The 23569-nt window shown below is 70.4% G+C and carries 16 protein-coding genes and 2 pseudogenes; 14 read left to right on the plus strand and 4 right to left on the minus strand.

Annotated elements, in window-relative coordinates; translation table 11 throughout:
* The first annotated feature begins 82 nt into the window (after window positions 1–82).
* Complete coding sequence (locus ACZ3IC_RS01750; protein ID WP_072486665.1) at window positions 83–1207, plus strand: GuaB3 family IMP dehydrogenase-related protein; 1125 nt, start codon at window positions 83–85, stop codon at window positions 1205–1207.
* Between the two features lie 66 nt (window positions 1208–1273).
* Here the strand turns inward: ACZ3IC_RS01750 and ACZ3IC_RS01755 are convergent, their stop codons facing one another.
* Entirely contained in the window at window positions 1274–1564 is a 291-nt protein-coding gene (locus tag ACZ3IC_RS01755; protein ID WP_467411536.1) for a hypothetical protein, read from the minus strand.
* Between the two features lie 38 nt (window positions 1565–1602).
* On the opposite strand from ACZ3IC_RS01755, the pseudogene ACZ3IC_RS01760 reads away from it, so the two are divergent.
* Window positions 1603–1851: pseudogene (locus tag ACZ3IC_RS01760) on the plus strand (hypothetical protein); the annotation flags it as partial.
* A 117-nt stretch (window positions 1852–1968) separates the two neighbouring features.
* Here ACZ3IC_RS01760 and ACZ3IC_RS01765 read toward each other — a convergent pair.
* A complete protein-coding gene (locus ACZ3IC_RS01765; RefSeq protein WP_467411538.1) occupies window positions 1969–3231 on the minus strand; it encodes a nucleotide sugar dehydrogenase in 1263 nt (420 codons plus the stop codon).
* A 250-nt stretch (window positions 3232–3481) separates the two neighbouring features.
* On the opposite strand from ACZ3IC_RS01765, the gene ACZ3IC_RS01770 reads away from it, so the two are divergent.
* Entirely contained in the window at window positions 3482–5188 is a 1707-nt protein-coding gene (locus tag ACZ3IC_RS01770; RefSeq protein WP_467411539.1) for a glycerol-3-phosphate dehydrogenase/oxidase, read from the plus strand.
* Window positions 5189–5208: 20 nt separating this feature from the next.
* On the opposite strand, the pseudogene ACZ3IC_RS01775 reads toward ACZ3IC_RS01770, so the two are convergent.
* Window positions 5209–6023, minus strand: a pseudogene (locus tag ACZ3IC_RS01775) (serine hydrolase).
* A 121-nt stretch (window positions 6024–6144) separates the two neighbouring features.
* Here ACZ3IC_RS01775 and ACZ3IC_RS01780 point away from each other — a divergent pair.
* The 5 genes from ACZ3IC_RS01780 to ACZ3IC_RS01800 all read left to right on the plus strand — a co-directional run bounded on the left by ACZ3IC_RS01780 (window position 6145) and on the right by ACZ3IC_RS01800 (window position 16005).
* Window positions 6145–8151, plus strand: a complete 2007-nt coding sequence (locus tag ACZ3IC_RS01780; RefSeq protein WP_467411540.1) for a serine/threonine-protein kinase — start codon at window positions 6145–6147, stop codon at window positions 8149–8151.
* 180 nt (window positions 8152–8331) lie between these two features.
* Complete coding sequence (locus tag ACZ3IC_RS01785; RefSeq protein ID WP_467411543.1) at window positions 8332–10569, plus strand: serine/threonine-protein kinase; 2238 nt, start codon at window positions 8332–8334, stop codon at window positions 10567–10569.
* Window positions 10570–10700: 131 nt separating this feature from the next.
* Complete coding sequence (locus tag ACZ3IC_RS01790; protein WP_467411544.1) at window positions 10701–12350, plus strand: serine/threonine-protein kinase; 1650 nt, start codon at window positions 10701–10703, stop codon at window positions 12348–12350.
* Window positions 12351–12489: 139 nt separating this feature from the next.
* The gene (locus ACZ3IC_RS01795) at window positions 12490–14118 is read left to right on the plus strand and encodes a succinic semialdehyde dehydrogenase (RefSeq protein ID WP_467411545.1); all 1629 of its coding nucleotides are present in this window, start codon (window positions 12490–12492) and stop codon (window positions 14116–14118) included.
* A gap of 48 nt (window positions 14119–14166) precedes the next feature.
* Entirely contained in the window at window positions 14167–16005 is a 1839-nt protein-coding gene (locus ACZ3IC_RS01800) for a GMC oxidoreductase (protein WP_467411547.1), read from the plus strand.
* A gap of 859 nt (window positions 16006–16864) precedes the next feature.
* Here the strand turns inward: ACZ3IC_RS01800 and ACZ3IC_RS01805 are convergent.
* Window positions 16865–17167: a chorismate mutase gene (locus ACZ3IC_RS01805; protein WP_467411548.1), complete on the minus strand. Its 303-nt coding sequence runs from the start codon at window positions 17165–17167 to the stop codon at window positions 16865–16867.
* Between the two features lie 362 nt (window positions 17168–17529).
* Here ACZ3IC_RS01805 and guaA point away from each other — a divergent pair, with 362 nt between their 5' ends.
* The 6 genes from guaA (at window position 17530) to ACZ3IC_RS01835 (ending at window position 23556) form a co-directional block, all read left to right on the plus strand.
* Window positions 17530–19128 (plus strand): glutamine-hydrolyzing GMP synthase, encoded by a 1599-nt coding sequence (guaA, locus tag ACZ3IC_RS01810; RefSeq protein ID WP_467411549.1) that lies wholly within the window; start codon window positions 17530–17532, stop codon window positions 19126–19128.
* A gap of 113 nt (window positions 19129–19241) precedes the next feature.
* Window positions 19242–19844 carry a Uma2 family endonuclease gene (locus ACZ3IC_RS01815; RefSeq protein ID WP_467411551.1) on the plus strand — a complete coding sequence of 201 codons (603 nt, stop codon included), beginning with the start codon at window positions 19242–19244 and terminating at the stop codon, window positions 19842–19844.
* A 48-nt stretch (window positions 19845–19892) separates the two neighbouring features.
* Window positions 19893–20648: an SAM-dependent methyltransferase gene (locus ACZ3IC_RS01820; RefSeq protein WP_467411552.1), complete on the plus strand. Its 756-nt coding sequence runs from the start codon at window positions 19893–19895 to the stop codon at window positions 20646–20648.
* A gap of 119 nt (window positions 20649–20767) precedes the next feature.
* Window positions 20768–21538 carry a class II aldolase/adducin family protein gene (locus ACZ3IC_RS01825; RefSeq protein ID WP_467411554.1) on the plus strand — a complete coding sequence of 257 codons (771 nt, stop codon included), beginning with the start codon at window positions 20768–20770 and terminating at the stop codon, window positions 21536–21538.
* A gap of 113 nt (window positions 21539–21651) precedes the next feature.
* On the plus strand, window positions 21652–22920 hold the full coding sequence (locus tag ACZ3IC_RS01830; protein WP_467411555.1) for a hypothetical protein: 1269 nt from the start codon (window positions 21652–21654) through the stop codon (window positions 22918–22920).
* Between the two features lie 126 nt (window positions 22921–23046).
* Window positions 23047–23556, plus strand: coding sequence for a DoxX family protein (locus ACZ3IC_RS01835; protein WP_467411556.1), 510 nt, complete (start codon window positions 23047–23049; stop codon window positions 23554–23556).
* Window positions 23557–23569: the final 13 nt, after the last annotated feature.

Consider the following 23569-nt stretch of genomic DNA (forward strand, 5'->3'; position numbering starts at 1 on the left):
GCCCGGGGTTCCCGGGACCGCCCCTCAGTCGTGTGTCGGGGATACTGGACAACGCAGACGTAGAGGGAAAGGCCACACCATCGTGACTGAGATCGAGATCGGGCGCGGCAAGCGCGGCCGCCGGGCGTACGCATTCGACGACATCGCCGTCGTTCCGAGCCGTCGTACCCGCGACCCGAAGGAGGTCTCGATCGCCTGGCAGATCGACGCCTACCGTTTCGAGCTGCCATTCCTGGCGGCTCCCATGGACTCCGTGGTCTCCCCGCAGACCGCGATCCGCATCGGTGAGCTGGGCGGCCTCGGTGTCCTCAATCTTGAGGGCCTGTGGACCCGGCACGCCGACCCGCAGCCGCTGCTCGACGAGATCGCCGAGATGCCCGTCGAGTCCGCGACCCGCCGCCTTCAGGAGATCTACTCCGCTCCGATCCAGGAGGAGCTGATCGGGCAGCGCATCAAGGAGGTGCGCGACTCCGGTGTCGTCACCGCCGCCGCGCTCTCCCCGCAGCGCACCGCGCAGTTCTCCAAGGCCGTCGTCGACGCGGGTGTGGACATCTTCGTCATCCGCGGTACGACGGTCTCCGCCGAGCACGTCTCGGGTGCGGCCGAGCCGCTCAACCTCAAGCAGTTCATCTACGAGCTGGACGTCCCGGTGATCGTCGGCGGCTGTGCCACGTACACCGCGGCCCTGCACCTGATGCGGACCGGTGCAGCGGGTGTCCTCGTCGGCTTCGGGGGTGGCGCCGCGCACACCACGCGCAACGTCTTCGGCATCCAGGTCCCGATGGCGACCGCGGTCGCCGACGTGGCCGGGGCCCGCCGCGACTACATGGACGAGTCCGGCGGCCGGTATGTGCACGTGATCGCGGACGGCGGCGTCGGCTGGTCCGGCGACCTGCCGAAGGCTATCGCCTGCGGTGCGGACGCCGTGATGATGGGCTCCCCGCTGGCCCGTGCGACGGACGCGCCGGGCCGCGGCCGCCACTGGGGCATGGAGGCGGTCCACGAGGACGTGCCGCGCGGCAAGCTGGTGGACCTGGGCTCCGTCGGCACGACCGAGGAGGTCCTGACCGGTCCTTCGCACACCCCCGACGGTTCGATGAACATCTTCGGTGCGCTGCGCCGGGCGATGGCGACGACGGGGTACAGCGACCTCAAGGAGTTCCAGCGCGTCGAGGTGACGGTGGCGGACTCGCAGCACCGTCGCTGATGGTTGACGGACATACGGAAGGGCCCGGATCGCTCAAGTGGTCCGGGCCCTTCCGTATGAGCCGGATCAGTCCGCGGCCTTCTTGGCGCCGGAGAACGCGGCGAACGCGGCGATCACGATGAAGACGAAGGTGAGCGGGCTGGCGTCGGCCTTCCACCCCTCGTTCAGGAGGCCGAAGTGGTCGAAGAACAGCTCGGAGACGGTGACCGGGAGCTCCTTCGCGGCGATCATCGCCTCACCGAGCAGCTGCCCGAAGTAGACGGAGACCAGCGCGAGCACCGCGCTGAGGACCGGGAGCGCGGGGTTGCGGCCGCCGACCTTGCCCGCTGCGAAGCCGATGAGGAAGCCGACGCCCACGGCCGCGTAGCCGATCTGGTGCTTGGTGGCGCCGATGCCAGCCGCACGATGCCCAGCCCGCCGGCGGCAACCCGTACGCGGGCCAGCAGCCCGGCGCCCCGACCGGCAACCCGTTCGCGGGCCAGCAGCCGGGCCCGTACGGCCAGCCCGGCCAGCCCGGCGCTCCGTTCGACGGCGCACCGTTCACCCCGCCGGCCCCGGCCCGCAACAACCTGGGCCTCGGCCTGATCGCCGCCGTCGTCGCGGCCCTCGTCGCCGCAGGCATCTACGGCGGGGACGGCGGCACGGGCTGACTCATGGTGGGATCCCCCCTGGGACGAAAGCGCACGACTGTGCGAGAAGTGACGCCGCAGGCTAGCAGCCGCCTGTGACATCGCCCACCGAAATCCTTGGGTAAATCCTTCTTACAACCGGTGTGCGGCCCCTCCCGGGGTCGCGCCGCGGGTGTCCAGGAGGAGCTGAGCCTTCACCGCGAGGCCCTGGAGATCGTACGTACGGTGATGCTGGAGCAGCACCGTGAGGTCGGCGCTCGATGCCGCCTCGTACAGCGAGTCGGCGCGCGGGACCGGGAGTTCGCGTACGCGCCAGTCCAGGACGTGCGGGTCGTGGTAGCCGATCTGGGCGCCCATGTCCATGAGCCGGGTCGCGATCTCCCGGGCGGGGGAGGCCTCCTGGTCGGCGAGGTCCGGCTTGTAGGTGACGCCGAGGAGAAGTACCCGGGCGCCGCGTACGGATTTGCCGTGTTCGTTCAGGAGGGTGGCGCAGCGCTGGATCACGTACTGGGGCATCCGGTCGTTGATCTCCAGGGCGAGCGAGACCATGCGCAACGGGTGGCCGGGGGTGCGGCTGTTGTACGGGAGGTAGCCCGGGTCGACGGGGGCGCCGTGGCCGCCCACGCCCGGGCCCGGCCGGAACGGCTGGAAGCCGAAAGGCTTGGTCTCGGCGCATCGGATGACATCCCACAGGTCGACGCCGAGATCGTGGCAGAGCACCGCCATCTCGTTGACCAGGGCGATGTTGACGTGCCGGAAGTTGGTCTCCAGGACCTTCGTCATTTCGGCCTCGCGCGGCCCGCGGGCCCGGACCACCTTGTCGGTGAGCCGGCCGTAGAAGGCGGCGGCGGATTCGGTGCAGGCGGGGGTGAGGCCGCCGATGACCTTGGGGGTGTTGGCGTAGACGTGGGTCCTGTTGCCGGGGTCGAGGCGGCTGGGGGAGTGGGCGAGGTGGAAGTCGCGTCCGGCGCGGAGCCCCGAACCCTCTTCGAGGAGGGGCAGCACATAGGTCTCGGTGGTGCCGGGCTGCACGGCCGATTCCAGCAGGACCGTGGTGTGCGGGCGCAGCCGGGCGGCGAGCGCGCGGGCCGCGTCGCCGACCGCGGTGAGGTCGAGGGTGCGGTCGGCGCCGAGCGGGGTGGGCGCGCAGATCACCGCGGTACGGACCCGGCCCAGTTCGGCCGGGTCGGTGGTGGGCCGGAAACCCCCCGAGAGCATCCGGCGGACGTCCGAGGCGGTGAGCGATCCCTCGACGGGGGTGCGGCCCGCGGAGAGTTCCGCGTAGGCGCGTGGGTCGGTGTCGTAGCCGACGGTCTGGACACCGGCGGCGACGGCGGCTTGGGCGAGGGGCAGGCCGAGGTGGCCGAGTCCGATGACGGCGAGGTCTGCGGGCATGTGGATGGGCCGTCCTTCCCTAAGACCATAGGAGTAGAAAGCGCAACCGCTGAGGACAGCGCAATGTCAGACTAGGCGTAAATATGACCTATATGTCGCATTGCAACGCCCCAGCCGCCCAGGTGTTGTCCACAGGCGCTGGCCGAAGTCATGGACGGCGGACAGAATCGAGAGGTGGGCACGGGCCACCCGGCCGCTCGGTCGGGTCGCACTCCATGCCGGACCACCCCGATCTACCCGGGAGGCAGCAGTGAGGACAGCGACACTGGGACCTGCGGAGCGTGCCGACGCGCTTGCCGCGATGGCCGAGCGCGAACTGGACGTGCTGGTCGTGGGGGCGGGCGTGGTCGGTGCCGGTACGGCGTTGGACGCGGCGACGAGAGGGATCTCGACCGGCCTGGTCGAGGCGCGCGACTGGGCCTCGGGCACATCGAGCAGGTCGAGCAAGCTGATCCATGGCGGGCTGCGGTATCTGGAGATGCTCGACTTCGCGCTCGTCCGGGAGGCGCTGAAGGAGCGCGGACTGCTCCTGGGACGGTTGGCCCCGCATCTGGTGAAGCCCGTGCCATTCCTCTATCCGCTGCGGCACAAGGGCTGGGAGCGTTTCTACGCCGGCTCCGGCGTGGCCCTCTACGACGCGATGTCGGTGTCATCGGGGCACGGCCGCGGACTGCCCGTCCACCGGCATCTCTCCCACCGCCGCGCTCTGCGGGCCGCCCCGGCGCTGAGGAAGGACGCCCTGGTCGGGGCGTTGCAGTACTACGACGCGCAGATGGACGACGCCCGTTACGTGGCGACCCTGGTGCGCACCGCCGCCGGATACGGCGCCCATGTGGCGAACCGGGCGCGGGTGATCGGCTTCCTCCGGGAGGGCGAGCGGGTCGTCGGCGCCCGCGTGAAGGACGTAGAGGCGGGCGGGGAGTACGCGGTCAGGGCCAAACAGGTGGTCAACGCGACCGGGGTCTGGACGGATGACACCCAGGCGCTGATCGGGGAGCGCGGTCTCTTCCACGTCCGTGCGTCCAAGGGCATCCATCTGGTCGTCCCGAAGGACCGCATCCACTCCTCGACCGGCCTGATCCTGCGGACGGAGAAGTCCGTCCTGTTCGTCATCCCGTGGGGACGGCACTGGATCGTCGGGACGACGGACACCGACTGGGACTTGGACAAGGCGCACCCGGCGGCGTCGAGTGCCGATATCGACTATCTGCTCGAACATGTCAACTCGGTCCTGGCCACGCCCCTGACCAGGGACGATGTCCAGGGTGTCTATGCGGGGCTGCGGCCGCTGCTGGCCGGCGAGTCGGATGTGACGAGCAAGCTCTCGCGCGAGCACACGGTGGCGCACCCCTTGCCGGGCCTAGTGGTCGTGGCGGGTGGCAAGTACACGACATACCGGGTGATGGCGAAGGACGCCGTGGACGAGGCGGTGCACGGTTTCGACCAGCGGGTGGCGGAGTGCGTCACCGAGGACATTCCGCTGCTGGGGGCCGAGGGATACCGGGCGCTGTGGAATGCCCGGGCGAGAATCGCGGCCCGTACGGGGCTCCATGTCGCCCGGGTGGAGCATCTGCTCAACCGCTACGGCTCGATGACCGAGGAGCTCCTCGAACTGATCGTCGGCGATCCGACGCTGGGTCAGCCGCTGCCGGCGGCGGACGACTATCTGAAGGCCGAGATCGTCTACGCAGCCTCGCACGAGGGGGCCCGCCACCTCGACGACGTACTGACCCGCCGCACCCGGATCTCCATAGAGACCTTCGACCGGGGCACGCGCAGCGCCCGGATCTGCGCGGAGCTGATGGCACCGGTGCTGGGCTGGGACGAGGGGCAGATCGACCGGGAGGTCGAGCACTACGAGAAGCGGGTGCAGGCGGAGCGCGAGTCGCAGCGCCAGCCGGACGATCTCACGGCGGACGCGGCGCGGCTCGGAGCACCGGATATTGTGCCGCTCTAGGGGCGGACGCGCCCCAGGTCTCACGCACGGGGTTCGCCGCTGCAGAACTCCGCGTCGAGCAGCCCCGGTTCGAGAGTCTCCGCATTGGTCAGCATGTCCGTGTCGATGCGGAATGTCAGGGTGTGCTTGCCGTCGCGCGTGGTGGCGGTACGGACGTAACTGCCCGCGATGCGGCCGCTGTGGCCCCGGACGGTGGTGCCGCAGGAGAGCTTCTGCGGATAGATGCCCAGGCCGTAGACGCTGTGCGTGGCACCGGTGTTCAGCAGGGTTGCCGGCTGGGTGGGCGGGAGGAGGCGCCCGCCAGCAGGGCCGCGTAGAAGCGGTTCAGATCGGTGAGCGTGGAGACCAGCTCCCCGGCCGCGCCCGCCGTGCGCGGGTCGAGCACGGTGACATCGCGGAGGCTGCTGTCGGCCGGGTCGCGGGTGCAGCCGCGGCCGTGCGGGGAGGGCAGGGCGTGCAGGGTGATGCCACGGCCCTCGTTGCCGTTGCCGTGGATCAGCTCCGGCAGCAGGTCGTCGACGATGTCCGACAGGTGCAGCCGTTTCTCCCGGGCGAGTTGGAGCACGACGGTGGCGACGAGGGTCTTGGTGACGCTGCCGGCCCGGAACCGGTCCGCCCTGCGGATACCGGGACCCGTCGAGCGGTAGGTGTCGTACGGTGCGGAAGCGGTGCGATAGGCCGGTAGCGCCGCAGTCGGAGCACCGCCTTCGGCGACGAGCCGGGGAAGGTAGGAGGCTGCGGGCGTGAGGTGTGGTTCGCTGGGCAAGGTCGCTGTTCCCAGGCCGAACAGCGCCGGCAGCAACGGGGCGGCGCGCAGCGCCCTGAGTATCGGCATGGCAGGGAACCCCCTTTCTCCGGGCGCATCATGACGGGCCTGCGGACCCGGCACCATGACCCATCCTGGGGTGAGGGACAATGAACGCTCTGCCAGGGCGGGTTGATCGCAGAGGGGACGCATGTCGGAGGCGGAGCAGGCACGGGAGCCCCAACGGGACAAGGACGGACGTCTCCTCGCGGGGCGGTACCGGCTCGGGGAGGTGCTCGGCCGGGGCGGTATGGGCACGGTCTGGCGTGCTGTCGACGAGACGCTTGGCCGCACGGTCGCGGTCAAGGAGCTGCGGTTCCCTTCGGCCATCGATGACGACGAGAAGCGTCGGCTCATCACGCGCACGCTGCGTGAGGCGAAGGCGATCGCCAGGATCCGCAACAACGGCGCGGTGACGGTCTACGACGTGGTCGACGAGGACGACCGGCCGTGGATCGTGATGGAACTCATCGAGGGCAAGTCCCTCGCCGAGGCCATCCGTGAGGACGGTGTGCTGACGCCGAGGCGCGCCGCCGAGGTCGGTCTCGCCATCCTCGACGTGCTGCGTTCGGCGCACCGCGAGGGCATCCTGCACCGCGATGTGAAGCCTTCCAACGTGCTGATCGCCGAGGACGGCCGGGTCGTGCTGACCGACTTCGGCATCGCGCAGGTCGAGGGCGACCCGTCGGTCACCTCGACGGGCATGCTCGTCGGCGCACCCTCGTACATCTCCCCGGAGCGCGCCCGCGGGCACAAGCCGGGACCGCCCGCCGACCTGTGGTCGCTCGGCGGACTGCTGTACGCCAGCGTCGAGGGAACCCCGCCGTACGACAAGGGCTCGGCCATCGCCACCCTGACCGCGGTGATGACCGAGCCGCTCGACCCGCCGAAGAACGCCGGTCCGCTGGAGGAGGTCATCTACGGCCTGCTCGCCAGGGATCCCGAGCGGCGGCTCGACGACGCGGGCGCGCGCGCCCTGCTCAACGATGTGATCCACGCTCCCGAGAAGCCGGCCCCGGTGGTGCCCCCGCCGGCCGACGCCACCCAGGTCATGGCGCTGCCCGGCAAGACGGCCGAGCCCGGCACCAAGACGGCGTCGAAGTCCGGGGAGTCGGGCGAGGGCGCGCGGGACCGGCTGCGGGGTGCGCTGCGCTCCGTACGGAACGCGAAGGCACCGGCCGTCGCGGCGGGTGCGGCCGCAGCAACCTCGACCACCACGCCGCCCCCTCCCTCGACCCCTCCGTCGACCCCTTCCTCGGCGGGTCCTTCGAAGCCTGCCCGGCCCTCGACTCCGGCGAAGCCGGCCACGGCCTCCGCCGCCGTACCGTCGCCGCGCCCGGCCATGTCGTCGACCACCCCGTCCCGTGCCCCCATTACGGACGTGGTGTCGCGCCGCACTCTGGCCGTCATCGCGGCCGTGATCGTGCTCGCCGTCCTCGGCACGGTCCTCGCGGTCACGCTCGGCGGAGATGACAAGGACGATGCGAGCGGCGGCAACGGCAAGGACGACAAGTCCGCCTCGGCCGGAGCCTCGACGGCCGGCGGCTCCACGGACACCGACAGCGGCAGCGGCAGTGGCAAGGATCAGGGCCAGGACAAGGGTCAGGAGCAGGGCGGCGGCCAGGGCAAGGACAAGGACGACGACGCGGGCAAGGGGTCGGACGGTTCGAAGGGCGACGACGCGGACGCAGGTGACGCACTGCCCGCCGGATACAAAGCCATCACGAACAAGCAGTTCCACTTCAAGATGGCGATGCCCGAGGACTTCCGGCTCACCGATACGGCGGGTCGCAACTCCGGCGGCATCTACAACGTCGACAAAGGCTTCCCGCGCGTCCAGGTCGACTACACCGATTCGCCCGGCGACGACGCCGCCGCAGCCTGGAACGCCGCGTGGAGCGGCGTCGCGGCCAGCAGCGACGGCTACCGCCACCGCGGCGTGAAAACGGTCCAGTACAACGGCTACCCGACCGTCGCCGACTGGGAGTTCGAGCGCATCCAGCAGGGTGAACGGATCCGGGTGCTGAACCGGGGCTTCAAGGTCGACGCCACCCACGGCTATGCGATCATGGTCAGTTGCAAGGCCAGCGAGTGGGACAGCAAGGAGTGCCGGACGCTGCGCAAGACCGCGTTCGACACGTTCGAGCCCACCGGCTGATCCATGGGTGAAAGGGCCGGGATGCGTCGACCCTGCCGTCAGGCCGTCACTTGCCACGTATCGTGAGAACCTGAAGACCGGACGCAGCCGGAACGGTCGGTCAATTGCACGGCAAGTGACCGCATGTGAGGGATTTGTGCGGTCTTCGTGGCCGGGGGCAGCGCGCTCTGGGGAGGCGTCGTGGACGACTATGCGGGTCGGGTGCTTGCCGACCGCTACCGCCTTCCGCTGCCTCTGTCCGATGAGCACGAACTGGTCGAGACCCGGGCGTTCGACACCTACAGCGGGCAGGAAGTCCTGGTCCGGCAGGTGCCGTTGCCCGAGGTGGTGGACGCCGAGGTGCTCGACGCCGATGATCCGGCCCCGACGGCCCGGCGGGTCACCGGGCGTGCCGTGCGGCAAGCCACGGACCCGGCGGTCCAGCGCGCGATCGAGGCGGCGCAGGCAGCGGCCCAGGTCCCCGACCATCCCAGGCTCGACCAGGTCTTCGACGTGTTCGCCGAGGCCGGCTCACTCTGGATCGTGAGCGAACTCGTCATGGCCCGCCCGCTCGCGGCCCTGCTGACGGAGTGCCCGCTCGATCCCTTCCGGGCCTCCGAGATCGGCTCCGACGTGCTGACGGCGCTGCGGGTGCTGCATGCCCATGGCTGGACCCACCGGAACATCACTGTCCGTACGGTGCTGATCTGCGACGACGGCCGCGTCGTGCTGACCGGTCTGGCGGCCGGGGCGGCGGAGGAGGCGCTCTGCGGGTACGCACCGACGCCGCAGCTCGACGACGAGGAGGAGGCCGGTTTCGGCCGCCCGGCGGTCGAGACGGGCCCGACCGGCGGCGACGACGGCGACGTCCAGCCGCCGCCCGGCCGACGGCTGCATCTCACCGGCACCTGGAGCGACGGCCCCGGATCCGGGCGCCCCGTACCCGCCGGTGGCTCGGGCGAGGACGCCCTGCGCGCCGACGCCCGGCGCCACGGCAACCCCCCGGCGCTGCCGGCGCACCGGCCCGAGCAACAGCAACAGCCGGGCGACTGGGACGAGATCACCGCGAGCGGCCGTACGGGCCCCGCCTACCGTGGCCCCGCCACCACGCTCGCCGCCGAGCGCGCCCGGCAGGCCCGGATCGCCGTCGTCGGCGCGGTCACCGAGCGCTGGGCGCCCGAGCAGGCCGGCCCCGTCCACGAGAACTGGCAGCTGGCGCCGCCGATCGGTCCCGCCACCGACCTCTGGGCACTGGGCGCGCTGCTCTACCGTGCCGTACAGGGCCACGCCCCCTACCCCGAGGAGAACGCGGCCGAGCTGGTTCAGATGGTGTGCGCGGAGCCGCCCGCATTCGCCGAGGAGTGCGGTCCACTGCGCCCCGTCGTCGAGTCGCTGCTGCGCCAGGACCCCACCGAGCGGCCGGACTTCGAGGAGCTGCGCGGCTGGCTGCGCTCCCTCGTGCGGTCGGCACCCGAGCCCGAGGCCGGTCTGGACGTCGTGCCACTGCCGTCCGCCGACAGCACCCGGCTGCCCGTCGTACGCCGCCGGGGCGAGCTCGTCCGCAGACGACTCGGCCGCTTCGGCCAGGCCGCGGCCCACGGTCGCCACCGCCATACGAAGGCGAAGCCCGACCGGCAGGACAGGCCCAGGTCGGAGAGAGAACCCAGAGCGCCGCGCGCGCCCAAGGGCCCCAAGGCGCTGCGCACCCCGCCGCCCCACCCTCAGCAGGGAGAGGGGCGGGCGCCGCGACGGCTGGGGCGTCTGCTTCTGGTGCTGATTCTGCTGGCCCTGGTCGCGGCCATCGCGTACGCGGTTACGTTCATGCCCAAGGCGGACAGTGACTCCGGCACCCGCTTCTCGGGCCCGGGGTCGTCGACGTCCGGTTCGCCGGAGCCCGGCGCCGGCGAGCCCGCGCCAGGCGGTCAGCCGGCGGCGCAGTCACCCGGCGCGCAGCAGCCGCAGACGAGCCGCTCCGCCGTCGCGCTCGCCCCCGGCTACGCCCTGCGCAAGGACCCGGAGGGTTTCGAGGTCGGTGTGCTCAAGGGCTGGCAGCGCAGTCCCGCCAACGCGGATCGTCAGATCCGTTACGGCAGCGACGGCTTCAGCCTGCTGATCGTCCCCGGACGCGACACCGTCAAGGCCAACGGCGACGACCCGCTGGCATACCAGGCCGGCAAGGAGCTGGAGCTGCAGCCGTTCCGCGACTCCAGCTGGTCGGGGTCGAGCGGGCTGCGCCGGATCGATGTCGGACGACAGGCCATGGCCGAGGGCCAGTTCACCTGGCAGGACGCCAACGGCCGTGAGGTGTACGCCCGTAACCTCGCGATGATTGTCGACGGCCGCTACCACATCCTCCAGGTCATCGGCCCGGAGGATCAGCGCGACAAGGTGTCGGACATCTACGAACAGGCCATCGCCTCCTACCGTGTGACGCTCTGACATCTGGCGATATGTCAGCCGGAACACGGCGGAGCGACAAGCATCACACTGCGGTCTCTTGGGTGATGCGAGGTTCCGTGGTCGTGCATCCCCTCCGTAATCTGGCCTTCGAGGGAACGGGACGGGTATACGTGGATCGATCACAGGGCACGGACACGGGACTGTTGCTGGCCGGAAGGTATCGGCTCGGCGAAGTCCTCGGACGCGGCGGCATGGGCAAGGTCTGGCGGGCCCACGACGAGGTGCTGCACCGCACGGTCGCCGTCAAGGAGCTGACCGCAGGGCTGTACGTCGCCGAGGCCGACCGGATCGTGCTGCACGCCCGCACGCAGAAGGAGGCTCGTGCGGCCGCCCGGATCACACATCCGGGCGTGGTCACGGTCCATGACGTGATCGAGTACGACAACCGGCCCTGGATCGTCATGCAGTACGTCGACGGTCCGTCACTCGCCGACGCGGCCAAGGAATCCGGCGAGATCGAGCCGCGCGAGGCCGCCAGGATCGGCCTCCATGTGCTGGGCGCCCTGCGCGCCGCACACGATGCGGGGGTTCTGCACCGGGACGTGAAGCCGGGCAATGTACTCCTCGCCAGTGACGGCCGGGTGCTGCTCACCGACTTCGGGATCGCGGCCATAGAGGGCGATTCGACCATCACCAGGACCGGTGAACTGGTCGGGTCCATCGACTATCTGGCGCCCGAACGGGTACGCGGTGGCGATCCGGGCCCTGCGTCGGATCTGTGGTCCCTCGGCGCCACGCTCTACACCGCGGTCGAAGGGCGCTCGCCGTTCCGCCGCACGTCCCCGATCTCCACCATGCAGGCCGTCGTCACCGAGGACCCGCCGCCGCCCGGGCAGGCTGGCCCGCTGGCATCCGTGATCACCGCGCTGCTCCGCAAGGACCCCGACGACCGGCCGTCGGCGGCGGAGACGGAGCGCATGCTGCTGGAGGCCATGGAGGGCCGCGAACCCCGGGCCGCCCAGGCGTACGTACCGACGCAGCGTGTCCCGGACGAGGTCCTGCGCTCGCTGGGCCCGGACGGCACGTCCGGTACGGATCGGCTGTCCCACCCCGTGGCCGCTTCCACCGCCCCGTCGTCGCCCCCGGTGACCCGGCGCAGCCGGAGCCGGTGGCGTACGGCGGCGCTGGTCATCGCCGCAGCCGCGCTGGTCGGCGGCGGCGCGGGGCTCGCCGCGATGAAGTATGGGGACCGTGCGGACGGCGCCACCGAACGGAGCAGCACGGGCACGCACGCGACCGACACCCCCAAGAAGTCCGGCACTTCGCCCGTGCCGAAGCCCGATCCCTCTGGGAACGGCGTCCCCGAGGGCTGGCACCGGGTGAACGACCCCGAGGGCTTCAGCCTGATCGTGCCCGACGGCTGGGAGCGCAGGGCGGACGGCAATCAGATCGACTACACCCCGGACAACGGTGTGCATTACATCCGGATCAGCATCGACCCGGCGCCCGACTTCGAGAACTCCTACATGCACATGCTGAACCTGGAGGAGCAGCTCGCCAAGCGGCTGCCCGGGTACCAGCGCAAGACCCTGCACTCCAATACGTACCGCGACCGGGAGGGCTCGCTCTGGGAGTTCACCTGGACCGAGACCAAGGACCATCCGGGCCCGCGCCATGCGATCGACCAGATGTACTACGGGGAGACGGGCGGCCCGGAGTACGCGATGTACATGACGGGTCCGGCTTCGGACTGGGACACGACCCGGGAACAGTTCGACACGATGCTGCGCGGATGGCGTGCGCCCGGCAGCTCCGACTGAGGCTGCCGGACCGTGCGGCGACCACAGGGGTCCTGATCAGGGGCTTTGTTGCCAGTGATCACTGGCTTGTTTGTGAGGACTGTGAAAACCTGTTACTCACGGGTACCCAAAGCGTGCGGCTGGACGTACTCTCGCCCTCATGACGGACTCGCAGGCCTCCACGTCCACCTCCGCAGCCGCAGCCGGCACCAACCCCGTGGCGCCCGCCCCCGCGGGCGTGCGCACCGCCGCCGATGTGGTGACACCCGAGGTGATCGCCCAGCTGACCCGCGGTGTGGTCGGCTCCGGCCGTACGGCCAACCACACCCCCTTCACCGGGGAGAAGCTGGCCGACCTGCCCGAGGCCACCCCCGAGGATGTGGCGACGGCCTTCGAGCGGGCCCGGGCCGCCCAGCCGGCCTGGGCCGCCACACCCGTCCGTGCCAGGGCAGCCGTGCTGCTCCGCTTCCACGACCTCGTGCTCAGCCGCCAGGCCGAGGTGCTCGACCTCATCCAGCTGGAGACCGGCAAGGCCCGACTGCACGCCCACGAGGAGGTGCAGGCCGTCGCCGTCGTGGCCCGCCACTACGGGCGCACGGCCGGCTCGTATCTCAAGCCGAAGCGCCACACCGGAGTCGTCCCGACCCTCACCAAGGTCACCGAGCTGCGCCAGCCGCGCGGCGTCATCGGTCAGATCGCGCCGTGGAACTACCCGCTCGAGTTGTCCGTCGGCGATGCGCTGCCCGCGTTCGTCTCCGGCAACGCCGTCGTGATGAAGCCCGACACGGAGACCGCGCTGACCGCGCTGTGGGCCCGGGACCTGCTGATCGAGGCCGGGCTGCCCGCCGAGGTGTTCCAGGTGGTTCTCGGTGACGGACCGGTGGTCGGCCCCGAAGTCGTCAAGCACGCCGACTATGTCTCGTTCACCGGTTCCACCCGTACCGGCCGTGAGGTCGCGAAGGGTGCGGCGGCCCGGCTCGTCGGGGTCTCGCTGGAGCTCGGCGGCAAGAACGCCATGCTTGTCCTGCGGGACGCCGATGTGGAGAAGGCCGCCGCGGGCGCCGTCCGAGCCTGCTTCTCCTCAGCCGGTCAGCTCTGCATCTCCATCGAGCGGCTGTACGTCCACGAGTCGGTCGCCGACGATTTCGTGGCCCGCTTCGCCACCCGTACGAAGGCCATGCGGCTCGGCAACTCCCTCGCCTACGGCGCCGACATGGGCTGCCTGGTCGGCGAGCGCCAGCTGGAGACCGTCACCCGGCACGTCGCGGAGGCCGTCGAGAAGGGCGCCAAGCTCGTCGCGGGCGGGGCCGCCCGCCCCGACATCGGCCCCCTCTTCTACGAGCCGACCATCCTCGACGGCGTCGAGGCGCCGATGGCCGTCTGCAGCGAGGAGACCTTCGGCCCGGTCGTCTCCATCTACCGCTTCACCGACGAGGACGAGGTCATCGCCCTCGCCAACGCCACCCCGTACGGCCTGAATTCGAGCGTCTGGACCAAGGACTCCAAGCGCGGCCACCAGGTCGCCGCCCGGCTGCGGACCGGCACGGTCAACATCAACGAGGGGTACGCCCCCGCGTACGGCAGTGTGCAGTCCCCGATGGGCGGCATGAAGGACTCCGGTCTGGGGCGACGGCACGGCTCCGAGGGCATCCTCAAGTTCACCGAGGCACAGACCGTCGCCCAGCAGCGGCTGATTCCGCTCGCCCCGTCCTTCGGCATGGACGACGAGAAGTACGCGGCGTTCATGACGCGCAGCCTGAAGGCGATGAAGGCGTTCCGCCTGCGCTGACCCCGTAACGCCGCTGCACTTTCTGCCCTTTTCGTGCCGAGGAGAGCCATGTCCCAGGACAGCCCTGCCCAGAAGCGGCCCGCTTCGCCGGAAGGGAGCGACGACGATGCCGCGTACGACTACGACGTCCTGGTCGTCGGCTCGGGCTTCGGCGGTGCGGTCTCGGCGCTGCGGCTGACCGAGAAGGGATACCGGGTCGGAGTCCTGGAGGCAGGCCGCCGCTTCAGCCCCGGCACCCTTCCCAAGAACTCCTGGGACATCAAGAACTATCTGTGGGCCCCCGCACTCGGGCTCTACGGCATCCAGCGCGTGCATCTGCTCGGCAATGTGATGGTGCTGGCCGGTGCGGGCGTCGGCGGCGGCTCGCTCAACTACGCGAACACGCTGTACGTACCCCCGGCGCCGTTCTTCGAGGACCGGCAGTGGGCATCCATCACCGACTGGCAGGACGAGCTGAAGCCGCACTACGACCAGGCCAAGCGGATGCTTGGAGTCCGGCTCAACCCTACGATGACCCCCTCCGACGTCCATCTGAAGGCGGCCGCACAGGCCATGGGCGTCGGCGACACCTTCCATCTCGCACCGGTCGGCGTCTTCTTCGGCGACGGCAAGGACGCCGACGGTACGGCGAGGGCGAAGCCCGGCGGCACGGTCGCAGACCCGTACTTCGGTGGCGCGGGTCCCGCCCGCAAGGCCTGCACCGAGTGCGGCGAATGCATGACGGGCTGCCGCCACGGCGCGAAGAACACCCTCAACGAGAACTACCTCCACCTCGCCGAAAAGGCCGGAGCCGTCATCCACCCGATGACCTCCGTCGTCGGGATCACGGACGATCCGGAGGGCGGCTACCACGTCACCACCGTCCCCACCGATTGCCGAAAAAAGAAGGCGAAGCCGACGCTGCTGCGCGCCCGCAAGGTGGTCGTCGCGGCGGGCACGTACGGAACACAGACCCTGCTGCACGCCATGAAGGACCGGGGCCTGCTGCCCCGGCTCTCGGACCGGCTCGGCGAGCTGACCCGCACCAACTCCGAGGCGCTCGTCGGTTCGCAGACCAGCGACCGGCGCTACCGCAAGAAGCACGGCACCGCGAAGGCCGACTTCACCCAGGGCGTCGCGATCACCTCCTCGATCCACCCCGACGAGAGCACCCACATCGAGCCGGTCCGCTACGGCAAGGGCTCCAACGCGATGGGTGTGATGTCCATCCTCCAGGTGCCGTACGGCAGCCGCCGGGTGCTGGGCTGGCTCGGCAACGTGGCCAAGCACCCGGCCCTCGCCCTGCGGTCGCTCTCCAACCGCCGCTGGTCGGAGCGGACCATCATCGGGCTCGTCATGCAGTCGCTGGACAACTCCCTGACGACGTACCGCAAGCCGGGCGGCATCGGCAAGGGCCTGCTCACCGCCCGGCAGGGGCACGGCGCACCCAACCCGACACAGATCGCGGAGGCGACGCGCGGCGCCTCACTGCTCGCCGACGAGATCAACGGATTCGCCGGTTCGAACATCGGTGAGCTGATGGGCACCCCGCTCACGGCGCACTTCCTCGGCGGCTGCCCCATCGGCGCGAGCGCCGAGGACGGGGTGATCGACCCGTACCACCGGCTCTACGGCCACCCCGGCATCTCGGTGGTCGACGGCGCGGCGGTCTCCGCGAACCTCGGCGTCAACCCATCGCTCACCATCACCGCACAGGCCGAGCGCGCGATGTCCTTCTGGCCCAACAAGGGCGAGGCGGACCCGCGTCCGGCACAGGGCGAGGCGTACGAACGGCTGGCCGCGGTCGAGCCGCAGGCACCGGCGGTGCCGAAGGATGCCTTCGGCGCGCTGAAGCTGCCGTTCCTCGGGCTGCCGGCCGTCCCGCCGAGGGGGAAGCCGCAGCGGTAGCGGCGAACCGGCACGGCAGAAGGGGCTGCACCCCCCTCCGAGTGCAGCCCCTTCATGCGTACGGTGACGGAACGTGTCACGCGTCGGTGTCACCGTTCCCGCGGCGCCGCCCGAAGTCCGGTGCACCGCTGAGAGCGGCACGGATATCGGGGCGGGCCTTCTGTGCCGGGGCACGGGCGGGGCCGGTGGTTCCGCATGGTTGACCCGTGGTGCGCCGCAATGGTTGTCCGGATGCTCACAGAATCCTTATGTGAGGGCACTCACGTTTTCCGCCGTGCTTCATCCTCGATCTGTGGTCGCACAACTGTTGGCGGGGTCACGCGGTCGAACTCGTGTCGCCGTCACGGCGGTCGCACAGCACCCACCGACCTCGGTGAGAACCATGTACCCGAGAGTCGCACCGCGCCGCAGCCGGCCTGCTGACCGCCGACTGCGGCGGATGGACGCCCGCCGCCCGGCACCGGCGGCATGAGCAAGGGCCCCGCGGACCGGCAAGCGGTCCGCGGGGCCCCGCGTGATCAGCACCGGGACGCGGCCTCGGCACCGAGCCGGACGGCTGCTCCCCGCGCAGACCGTCTTCGACCGGATACGGCCGGCTCCGGGCGTCCCCGGAGCCGACCGTTCTTGGGGTGACCGGGCTGCTGTCCCCTGCCGACCGGTCACGCACGCTGAAGCGCGGTCCCACGGCGTACCTGCAGTACGCCACACGCTCCAGCGGAGCCACGCGTGGTTTTCCAAAGCCGCCCCTGGCTGGCACGGACACCGGGACCAACGAAGCCACGGCGGCCCCGGTCACGCGCCGTACGGGTGAGAGTCGGCCCGAACTGGGATACGCCCGGACACCCCGAGCCGCAGGGCGTCAGACCCGTCCGCGGCACAGCTCCAGCAGCGTCATGGCGAGGGAGGTGCCGGGCTTGCCGAGCGCCTCCCGGTACCGGCCGAGGATCTCCATCTCGCGGGAAAGGCTGATCCGACGGCCGCCGGAGCTGATCCGGGCCTCCTGGACGACGGCCGAGAGGGCCATCCGTTCCTGGACGAGTCCGATGATCCGGTCGTCGAGCGCGTCGATGCGGGACCTCGCGTTGTCGATCCGTGCGGCGGCCTCGTCGGTGTGCGCGCCGGTCTTCTCGGCGACGGTCTTCGCAGTGCCGGTGCTGGTCATGGTGGTGACTCCTCGTGGGGTGCGGCCCCCGAATCCGACCGGTCCGGAACGCCAGAACGCCCCGGGCCTTTCGGCCCGGGGCGCCTGGAACGTTGCTTGTCAGTGGATCAAGCAGCACGACCATGGCAGCCGGCGGGCCGGATGCCATAGGTAAAGACGAAGGTCGTGTGCTGTCGCATGAATCTCAGTATTACCCTGTCGGCGCGGGTGGGCCAACACCGGGCCCGGATGCTGAGACGCCGTCCGGGCCCGGGTCCGGAGCCCGCGCTTCCCGCACCCCGTCCGGACGTGACGACGGCCGCCTCCGCAACCCCGGTAGAATCGACAAAACCGACCCCCTTTCACCGCCGGAAGGCCGCCACGTGCCAGCAGCACCCCCCGCCGCCGCTCCCGACATCGCCACCGACGTGGTCCTCGTTGTCGACTTCGGGGCGCAGTACGCCCAGCTCATCGCCCGACGCGTCCGTGAGGCCCGGGTCTACAGCGAGATCGTCCCGTCCACGATGCCGGTGGCCGAGATGCTGGCCAAGAACCCCCGGGCGATCATCCTGTCCGGCGGTCCCTCCTCGGTGTACGCGGAGGGCGCGCCCTCCCTCGACCGTGCGCTGTTCGAGGCAGGGGTTCCGGTCTTCGGCATGTGCTACGGCTTCCAGCTGATGGCCACCACGCTCGGCGGCACCGTCGACGACAACGGTGCCCGTGAGTACGGCCGCACCCCGCTCACCGTCTCCAAGTCCGGCTCCACGCTCTTCGAGGGCACGCCCGCCGAGCAGTCGGTCTGGATGTCGCACGGCGACGCCTGCTCCGCCGCTCCCGAGGGCTTCACCGTCACCGCGTCCACGGACGTCGTGCCGGTCGCCGCCTTCGAGAACGATGAGAAGAAGCTCTACGGCGTCCAGTACCACCCCGAGGTCCTGCACTCCACGCACGGCCAGCAGGTCCTGGAGCACTTCCTCTATCGCGGCGCCGGCATCGAGCCGACCTGGACCACGACCAATGTGGTCGAGGAGCAGATCGCGCTGATCCGCGAGCAGGTCGGCACCAAGCGCGCCATCTGCGGCCTGTCCGGCGGTGTGGACTCCGCGGTCGCCGCAGCCCTTGTGCAGAAGGCCATCGGCTCCCAGCTGACCTGCGTGTACGTCGACCACGGCCTGATGCGCAAGGACGAGACGGAGCAGGTCGAGAAGGACTTCGTGGCCGCCACCGGCGTCCAGCTGAAGGTCGTCGACGCCGAGGAGCGCTTCCTGAACGCGCTGGCCGGGGTCTCCGACCCCGAGCAGAAGCGGAAGATCATCGGCCGTGAGTTCATCCGCGTCTTCGAGCAGGCCCAGGCCGAGCTCGTCGCCGAGGCGGGTGCGGCCGGCGAGGACGTCGCGTTCCTCGTCCAGGGCACGCTCTACCCGGACGTCGTCGAGTCCGGCGGCGGTACCGGCACCGCCAACATCAAGTCGCACCACAACGTGGGCGGTCTCCCCGACGACATCGAGTTCCAGCTCGTCGAGCCGCTGCGCCAGCTGTTCAAGGACGAGGTCCGGATGGTTGGCCAGGAGCTCGGTCTGCCCGACGAGATCGTCCAGCGCCAGCCGTTCCCCGGCCCCGGCCTCGGCATCCGTATCGTCGGCGAGGTCACCAAGGAGCGGCTCGACCTGCTCCGTGAGGCCGACGCCATCGCCCGCGAGGAGCTGACCGCGGCCGGTCTGGACCGTGACATCTGGCAGTGTCCGGTGGTCCTGCTCGCCGATGTCCGCTCGGTCGGCGTCCAGGGCGACGGCCGCACCTACGGCCACCCGATCGTCCTGCGTCCGGTCTCCTCCGAGGACGCCATGACGGCCGACTGGTCGCGTCTGCCGTACGAGACCCTCGCCAAGATCTCGACTCGCATCACCAACGAGGTCGCCGACGTCAACCGCGTCGTGCTCGACGTGACGAGCAAGCCGCCGGGCACCATCGAGTGGGAGTGACGCTCCCCGCAGGGTCAACGTGATGCCGTCGCTCATTCGTCCGAGCGGCGGCATTGCCGTATCCGCTGAGTACGCTGGCTCAAGAGACGAGACTCACTCCTATGGGAGCAATCATGAGCGCCGCACCCGAGTTCGAGTTGGACGAGAAGTACAACTATCCGGTCCCCCCGCCCGGCGGCTGGACGGCTGAGGACCTCGACCGGCTGCCGAACCTGCCGAGGCGCACGGAGTTGATCGACGGGAGCCTCGTTTTCATGAGTCCGCAGACCAAGTTTCATATGCGAACCATGCGTCTGCTGGAAAACGCACTTCTTGACCAGGCCCCGGACGATCTCGATGTCTTCCGGGAATTCAGCATCAGGCTGAACAAGCGGAACCGACCTGAGCCGCACGTGCTCGTGGTTCCTCTCGGGGCCGACACCGGTCCAAAAGATACGTGGCTTCGGCCGGAGGACGTCATTCTGGCCGTGGAGGTCGTCTCTGAGGAATCGGAAGACAGGGACCGTGAGGTCAAGCCCCGCAAGTACGCCGCCGCAGGCGTGCGGCACTTCTGGCGGGTGGAGCAGAACGAGGGCCTGCCGGTCGTGTACGTCTACGAACTCGATCCCGCGCTCAGGGCTTACGTGGCCACCGGCATCCATCACAACCAGCTGAAGCTGGACGTGCCCTTCCCCATCGAGATCGACCTCACTGCGATCAACCGCCGCCGCCCGTAAAAAAATTGGGGAGAACCGCTCCCGCTATCCGTGGCAGGCTTCGCCCTCATGTCTGCCGATGAGATTCGCGCCCTGATGTCCGCCGCCCGCAACGACCGCCTGACCTGGAACACCCCGCTCTCCGAGGAACATGCCGCTCAGCTCGTCGATGCCTGCGCTCCCGGGCCCGGGGCGCGGATCGTGGACTTCGGCAGCGGTTGGGGCGAGCTGCTGATGAGGCTGGTGGAGTCGGCGCCCGGGAGTACCGGGGACGGCGTCGATACCGATCCCGAGGCCGTGGCGCGGGGGCAGGCGCTCGCCGGGGAGCGGGGGCTCGCGGAGCGCGTACGGATCCATGGGATGCCCGTCGCCGAGTGGGCTGACGACGGTTACGACCTGGCGGTGTCCATCGGCGCCTCGCATGCGTGGCCCGGGTCCACCCCCGAGGCACTCAAGGCCCTGCGGGCGGCTGTGCGGCCCGGCGGGCGGGTGCTGTTCGGGGAAGGGTTCTGGGAGCGCGAGCCGTCCGAACGGGCGCTGGCCGGGCTGGGGGCCGAGCCGGGAGACTTCGGTTCGCTGCTGGAGCTGATCCGGCAGGCCGAGGCCGTCGGGCTGCGGCCGCTCCAGGTGACCGTCGCCGACCAGCGCGAATGGGACCTCTTCGAGGCGAACGCCAACATCGGACGGGGCGAGCGGTGGGCGCTGGCCAACCCCGGGCATCCGCTGCGCGACGGTGTCGTCGCGGCGGTCGACGAGCGCCGCACCGGCTACTACGGGGGTTACCGGGGAACGCTCGGCCTCGCCTACCTCGTGCTCAGCGCCTGAAAGGGCCCCGAGCCCGTACCCGGACGGGTGCATGAATCGGTACGTGCTCGCTCTGGCCACCTCGGGCAACCGGCGGTAACTTCCGATCCCGTACGCCCTGGGAGCCCCGAGGAGTCGCCATGCCCGAGCCCACACCCATACCTGTGGACCAGCTCCACTTCGCGATGCCGCCCGTCCACGAGTCGGTGGAGGAGGAGCGCGCGTACCGCAAGGAACGGCTGGCCGGGGCGCTCCGGCTGTTCGGGGAATACGGCTACGAGGACGGCGTCTCCGGTCACATCACCGTGCGGGACCCGGAGTTCACCAGCTGCTTCTGGGTCAACCCCTTCGGGGCCCCCTTCGACGGGCTCGCGCCGGACGAGCTGATCCTGGCCAACGGGGAAGGGCAGGTCGTCGAGGGGCGGCACCACGTCAATCAGGCGGCGTTCGCCGTCCACGCACAGGTGCACCGGGCCCGCCCGGATGTCGTCGCCGTCGCGCACACCCACTCCGTGCACGGGCGGGCCCTGTCCGCGCTCGGCGAGCTCATCGAACCGATCACCCAGGAATCCTGCGCCTTCTACGAAGACCATGTGCTGTACGACGCGTACACCGGGGTTGTCGTGGACGAGGAGGAGGGGCGCCGCATCGCCGCCGCGCTCGGCGGTCACAAGGCGATCGTGCTGCGCAACCACGGGCTGCTGACTGTCGGCAACTCGGTGGACGCCGCCGCCTGGTGGTTCATCGCGCTGGAGCGCTCCTGCCAGGTGCAGCTGGCCGCGCGGGCGGCCGGAAAGCCGGTGCTGATCGAGCACCGGGACGCGGTCGCCACCCGTGAGCAACTCGGCAGCGATCTGGTGGCCTGGATCAACTACCAGCCGCTGTGGCGCCGGATCAGTCGCACATTCTGACGATACGCGCCGACGAGCCGCCCCGATGCGGGCCGATGCCCTTCCGTACGGCACAATGCGCAGAAATCACAGCTGAGTTGGCTGGACCGGGGCTTGAAAGGGCGGCGTTCTCCGTGGCGTTGGACGAGGCGAGGGCGAGCAGCACGCACGGCGGTGGCTGTACGTGCGGCGACTGCCCGCACGGGGCGCGCGAAGGTCACCGGCGTGCGGTGGCCGCCTTCCTGGCCAAGCGGGACGAACTCGTCGCAGGTCAAGGGGTGCCGCCCGGGGTCGCCCAGTCCGCCTCCGCGACCCGGCAGTGGGTCTCCGACGAGCTGACCCAGTCCGCCAGGACCGTCGCCGAACGGGGCCGGGAAGCGGGCGACGTCTGGCTGTACCGGGTGTGGCGGCGCACCCTGATCGTGGTGTGGGCAAGCGTCGCCGTGCTGGTCGTCGCCGAGGCCGCCACCGCCATCGGTGCGGGCTGGAACAACGCCCGCACGGCGGGACTGATCGCCGGCCTCGTCACCGCGGTCCTGCTCACCGGAGCCGCCCATGTCCACCGGGCCCGCGGCGGCCTCCTCGCCCCGGTGATCGGCGAGGACAACCGGCTCTCCACCTCCCGGGCGGTCGCCGCGTCCTGGGTGCTGCTCGCGGTCTTCTCCGTACTCGTGCTGGCGCTCCAGCTGGCGGGCGCCTCCGGCCATGCCGAGCGCGACGAACTGATCGAGGGGCTGGATCTGGCCCGGGGCGCCGGGGTGGTGACCGTCCTGGCGCTGGTGTGCGCCGTCGCCGTCGTCGTACGCCGGGTGGTGACCGTACGGGCCCTGTCGGGGCGGCTGCAGAAGCTGCGGGCCGACCGGCCGCGCGCCGCCGATCTGCTCACCGACGACTCCGGGCGGGGCAGCTTCACGGATGTGCAGTACGTGCTGGTGAGCACCGTCGCCGTCCTGTTCGCTGCGGTCCGCCTCGCCCGCAGGCCCGAACAACTGCCCGACCTGCCGTGGGGGCTTGCGCTGCTGGTCACCGTCTCGGCGGTCGCGTATTTCGCCGGGAAGTACGCGGAGGGCGGGCGCCCGGTGGTGCTCTCGGTGGTCCGGGCCCGTGAGGCCGGGGATCTGGACGCGCCGATCCGTACCGGCGACGACATCGAGATCCGGGGGGCGGGCTTCGTGCCGCCCGGCGCCGGGGCGCCGGACCGGTTGGCCCGCATGGTCGTACGAATCGGCCGGGTCCATGTGCATGTGCCGCTGATCCCGGTCACGGGCGGCTTCGCCAACCCGACCGACAGCGTGCTCACCGTGCCGGTACCGGTGGAGGTGGAACCGGGGCGGGTGGAGGTGCAGGTCGTGACCGCTGCCGGAGTGGAGACGAACCGGGTCGAGATCGATGTGACGGACTGACGGCCCGAACCCATGACCGGCCGAGAGGGTGGTGGATACCGGCCGACCGGACGACCCACCGAGTGAGCAGCGCGCCAACCGCGTACGTATGGTCTGTTGATAGGTCTACGGAAGGTGGGCAGCCACATGCAGGATCTCAGCACGAACGTACGCGGTCTGGGTGAGTCGAGAGGGATCAAGGAGCTGGCGCGGGAGCACGCCCTGCTGCTCCTGCGCATCTTCCTCGGTGTCACCTTCATCTACTCCGGGCTCTACAAACTGATGGACAGTTCCTTCTTCCACGCGAGTGGCCCCGGCTCCATCGGTGAGACGATGCAGGGGGTACGCGACTCGTCCGCGATCCCGGCCCTCGTCGACCTCGCGCTGAAGAACCCCGGCGCCTTCGGGTACGCCATCGCCATCGGTGAACTCGCCGTCGGCATCGGCACCCTCATCGGGCTGTGGGCGCGGCTCGCCGCGCTCGGCGGGGCGTTGATCTCGCTGAGCCTGTGGCTGACGGTGAGCTGGCAGGCCGAGCCGTACTTCCTCGGCAACGACCTGGCCTACCTCATGGCCTGGCTGCCGCTGGTGCTCGGTGGCGCCGCGTCGTTCTCCGTGGACGCCTTCCTCGCATCGCGGCGACGACGGATCATGTAGTTCACCCAGGTCG

This window comes from Streptomyces sp. NPDC002958 (genome assembly GCF_055563255.1).

What these genes read in the sequence shown, in the direction of transcription:
- ACZ3IC_RS01765 (WP_467411538.1), bottom strand. Translation starts at nt 3,231, where the DNA reads ATGCCCGCAGACCTCGCCGTCATCGGACTCGGCCACCTCGGCCTGCCC.
- ACZ3IC_RS01780 (WP_467411540.1), top strand. Translation starts at nt 6,145, where the DNA reads ATGTCGGAGGCGGAGCAGGCACGGGAGCCCCAACGGGACAAGGACGGA.
- ACZ3IC_RS01795 (WP_467411545.1), top strand. Translation starts at nt 12,490, where the DNA reads ATGACGGACTCGCAGGCCTCCACGTCCACCTCCGCAGCCGCAGCCGGC.
- ACZ3IC_RS01800 (WP_467411547.1), top strand. Translation starts at nt 14,167, where the DNA reads ATGTCCCAGGACAGCCCTGCCCAGAAGCGGCCCGCTTCGCCGGAAGGG.
- ACZ3IC_RS01805 (WP_467411548.1), bottom strand. Translation starts at nt 17,167, where the DNA reads ATGACCAGCACCGGCACTGCGAAGACCGTCGCCGAGAAGACCGGCGCG.
- ACZ3IC_RS01815 (WP_467411551.1), top strand. Translation starts at nt 19,242, where the DNA reads ATGAGCGCCGCACCCGAGTTCGAGTTGGACGAGAAGTACAACTATCCG.
- ACZ3IC_RS01820 (WP_467411552.1), top strand. Translation starts at nt 19,893, where the DNA reads ATGTCTGCCGATGAGATTCGCGCCCTGATGTCCGCCGCCCGCAACGAC.
- ACZ3IC_RS01825 (WP_467411554.1), top strand. Translation starts at nt 20,768, where the DNA reads ATGCCCGAGCCCACACCCATACCTGTGGACCAGCTCCACTTCGCGATG.
- ACZ3IC_RS01835 (WP_467411556.1), top strand. Translation starts at nt 23,047, where the DNA reads ATGCAGGATCTCAGCACGAACGTACGCGGTCTGGGTGAGTCGAGAGGG.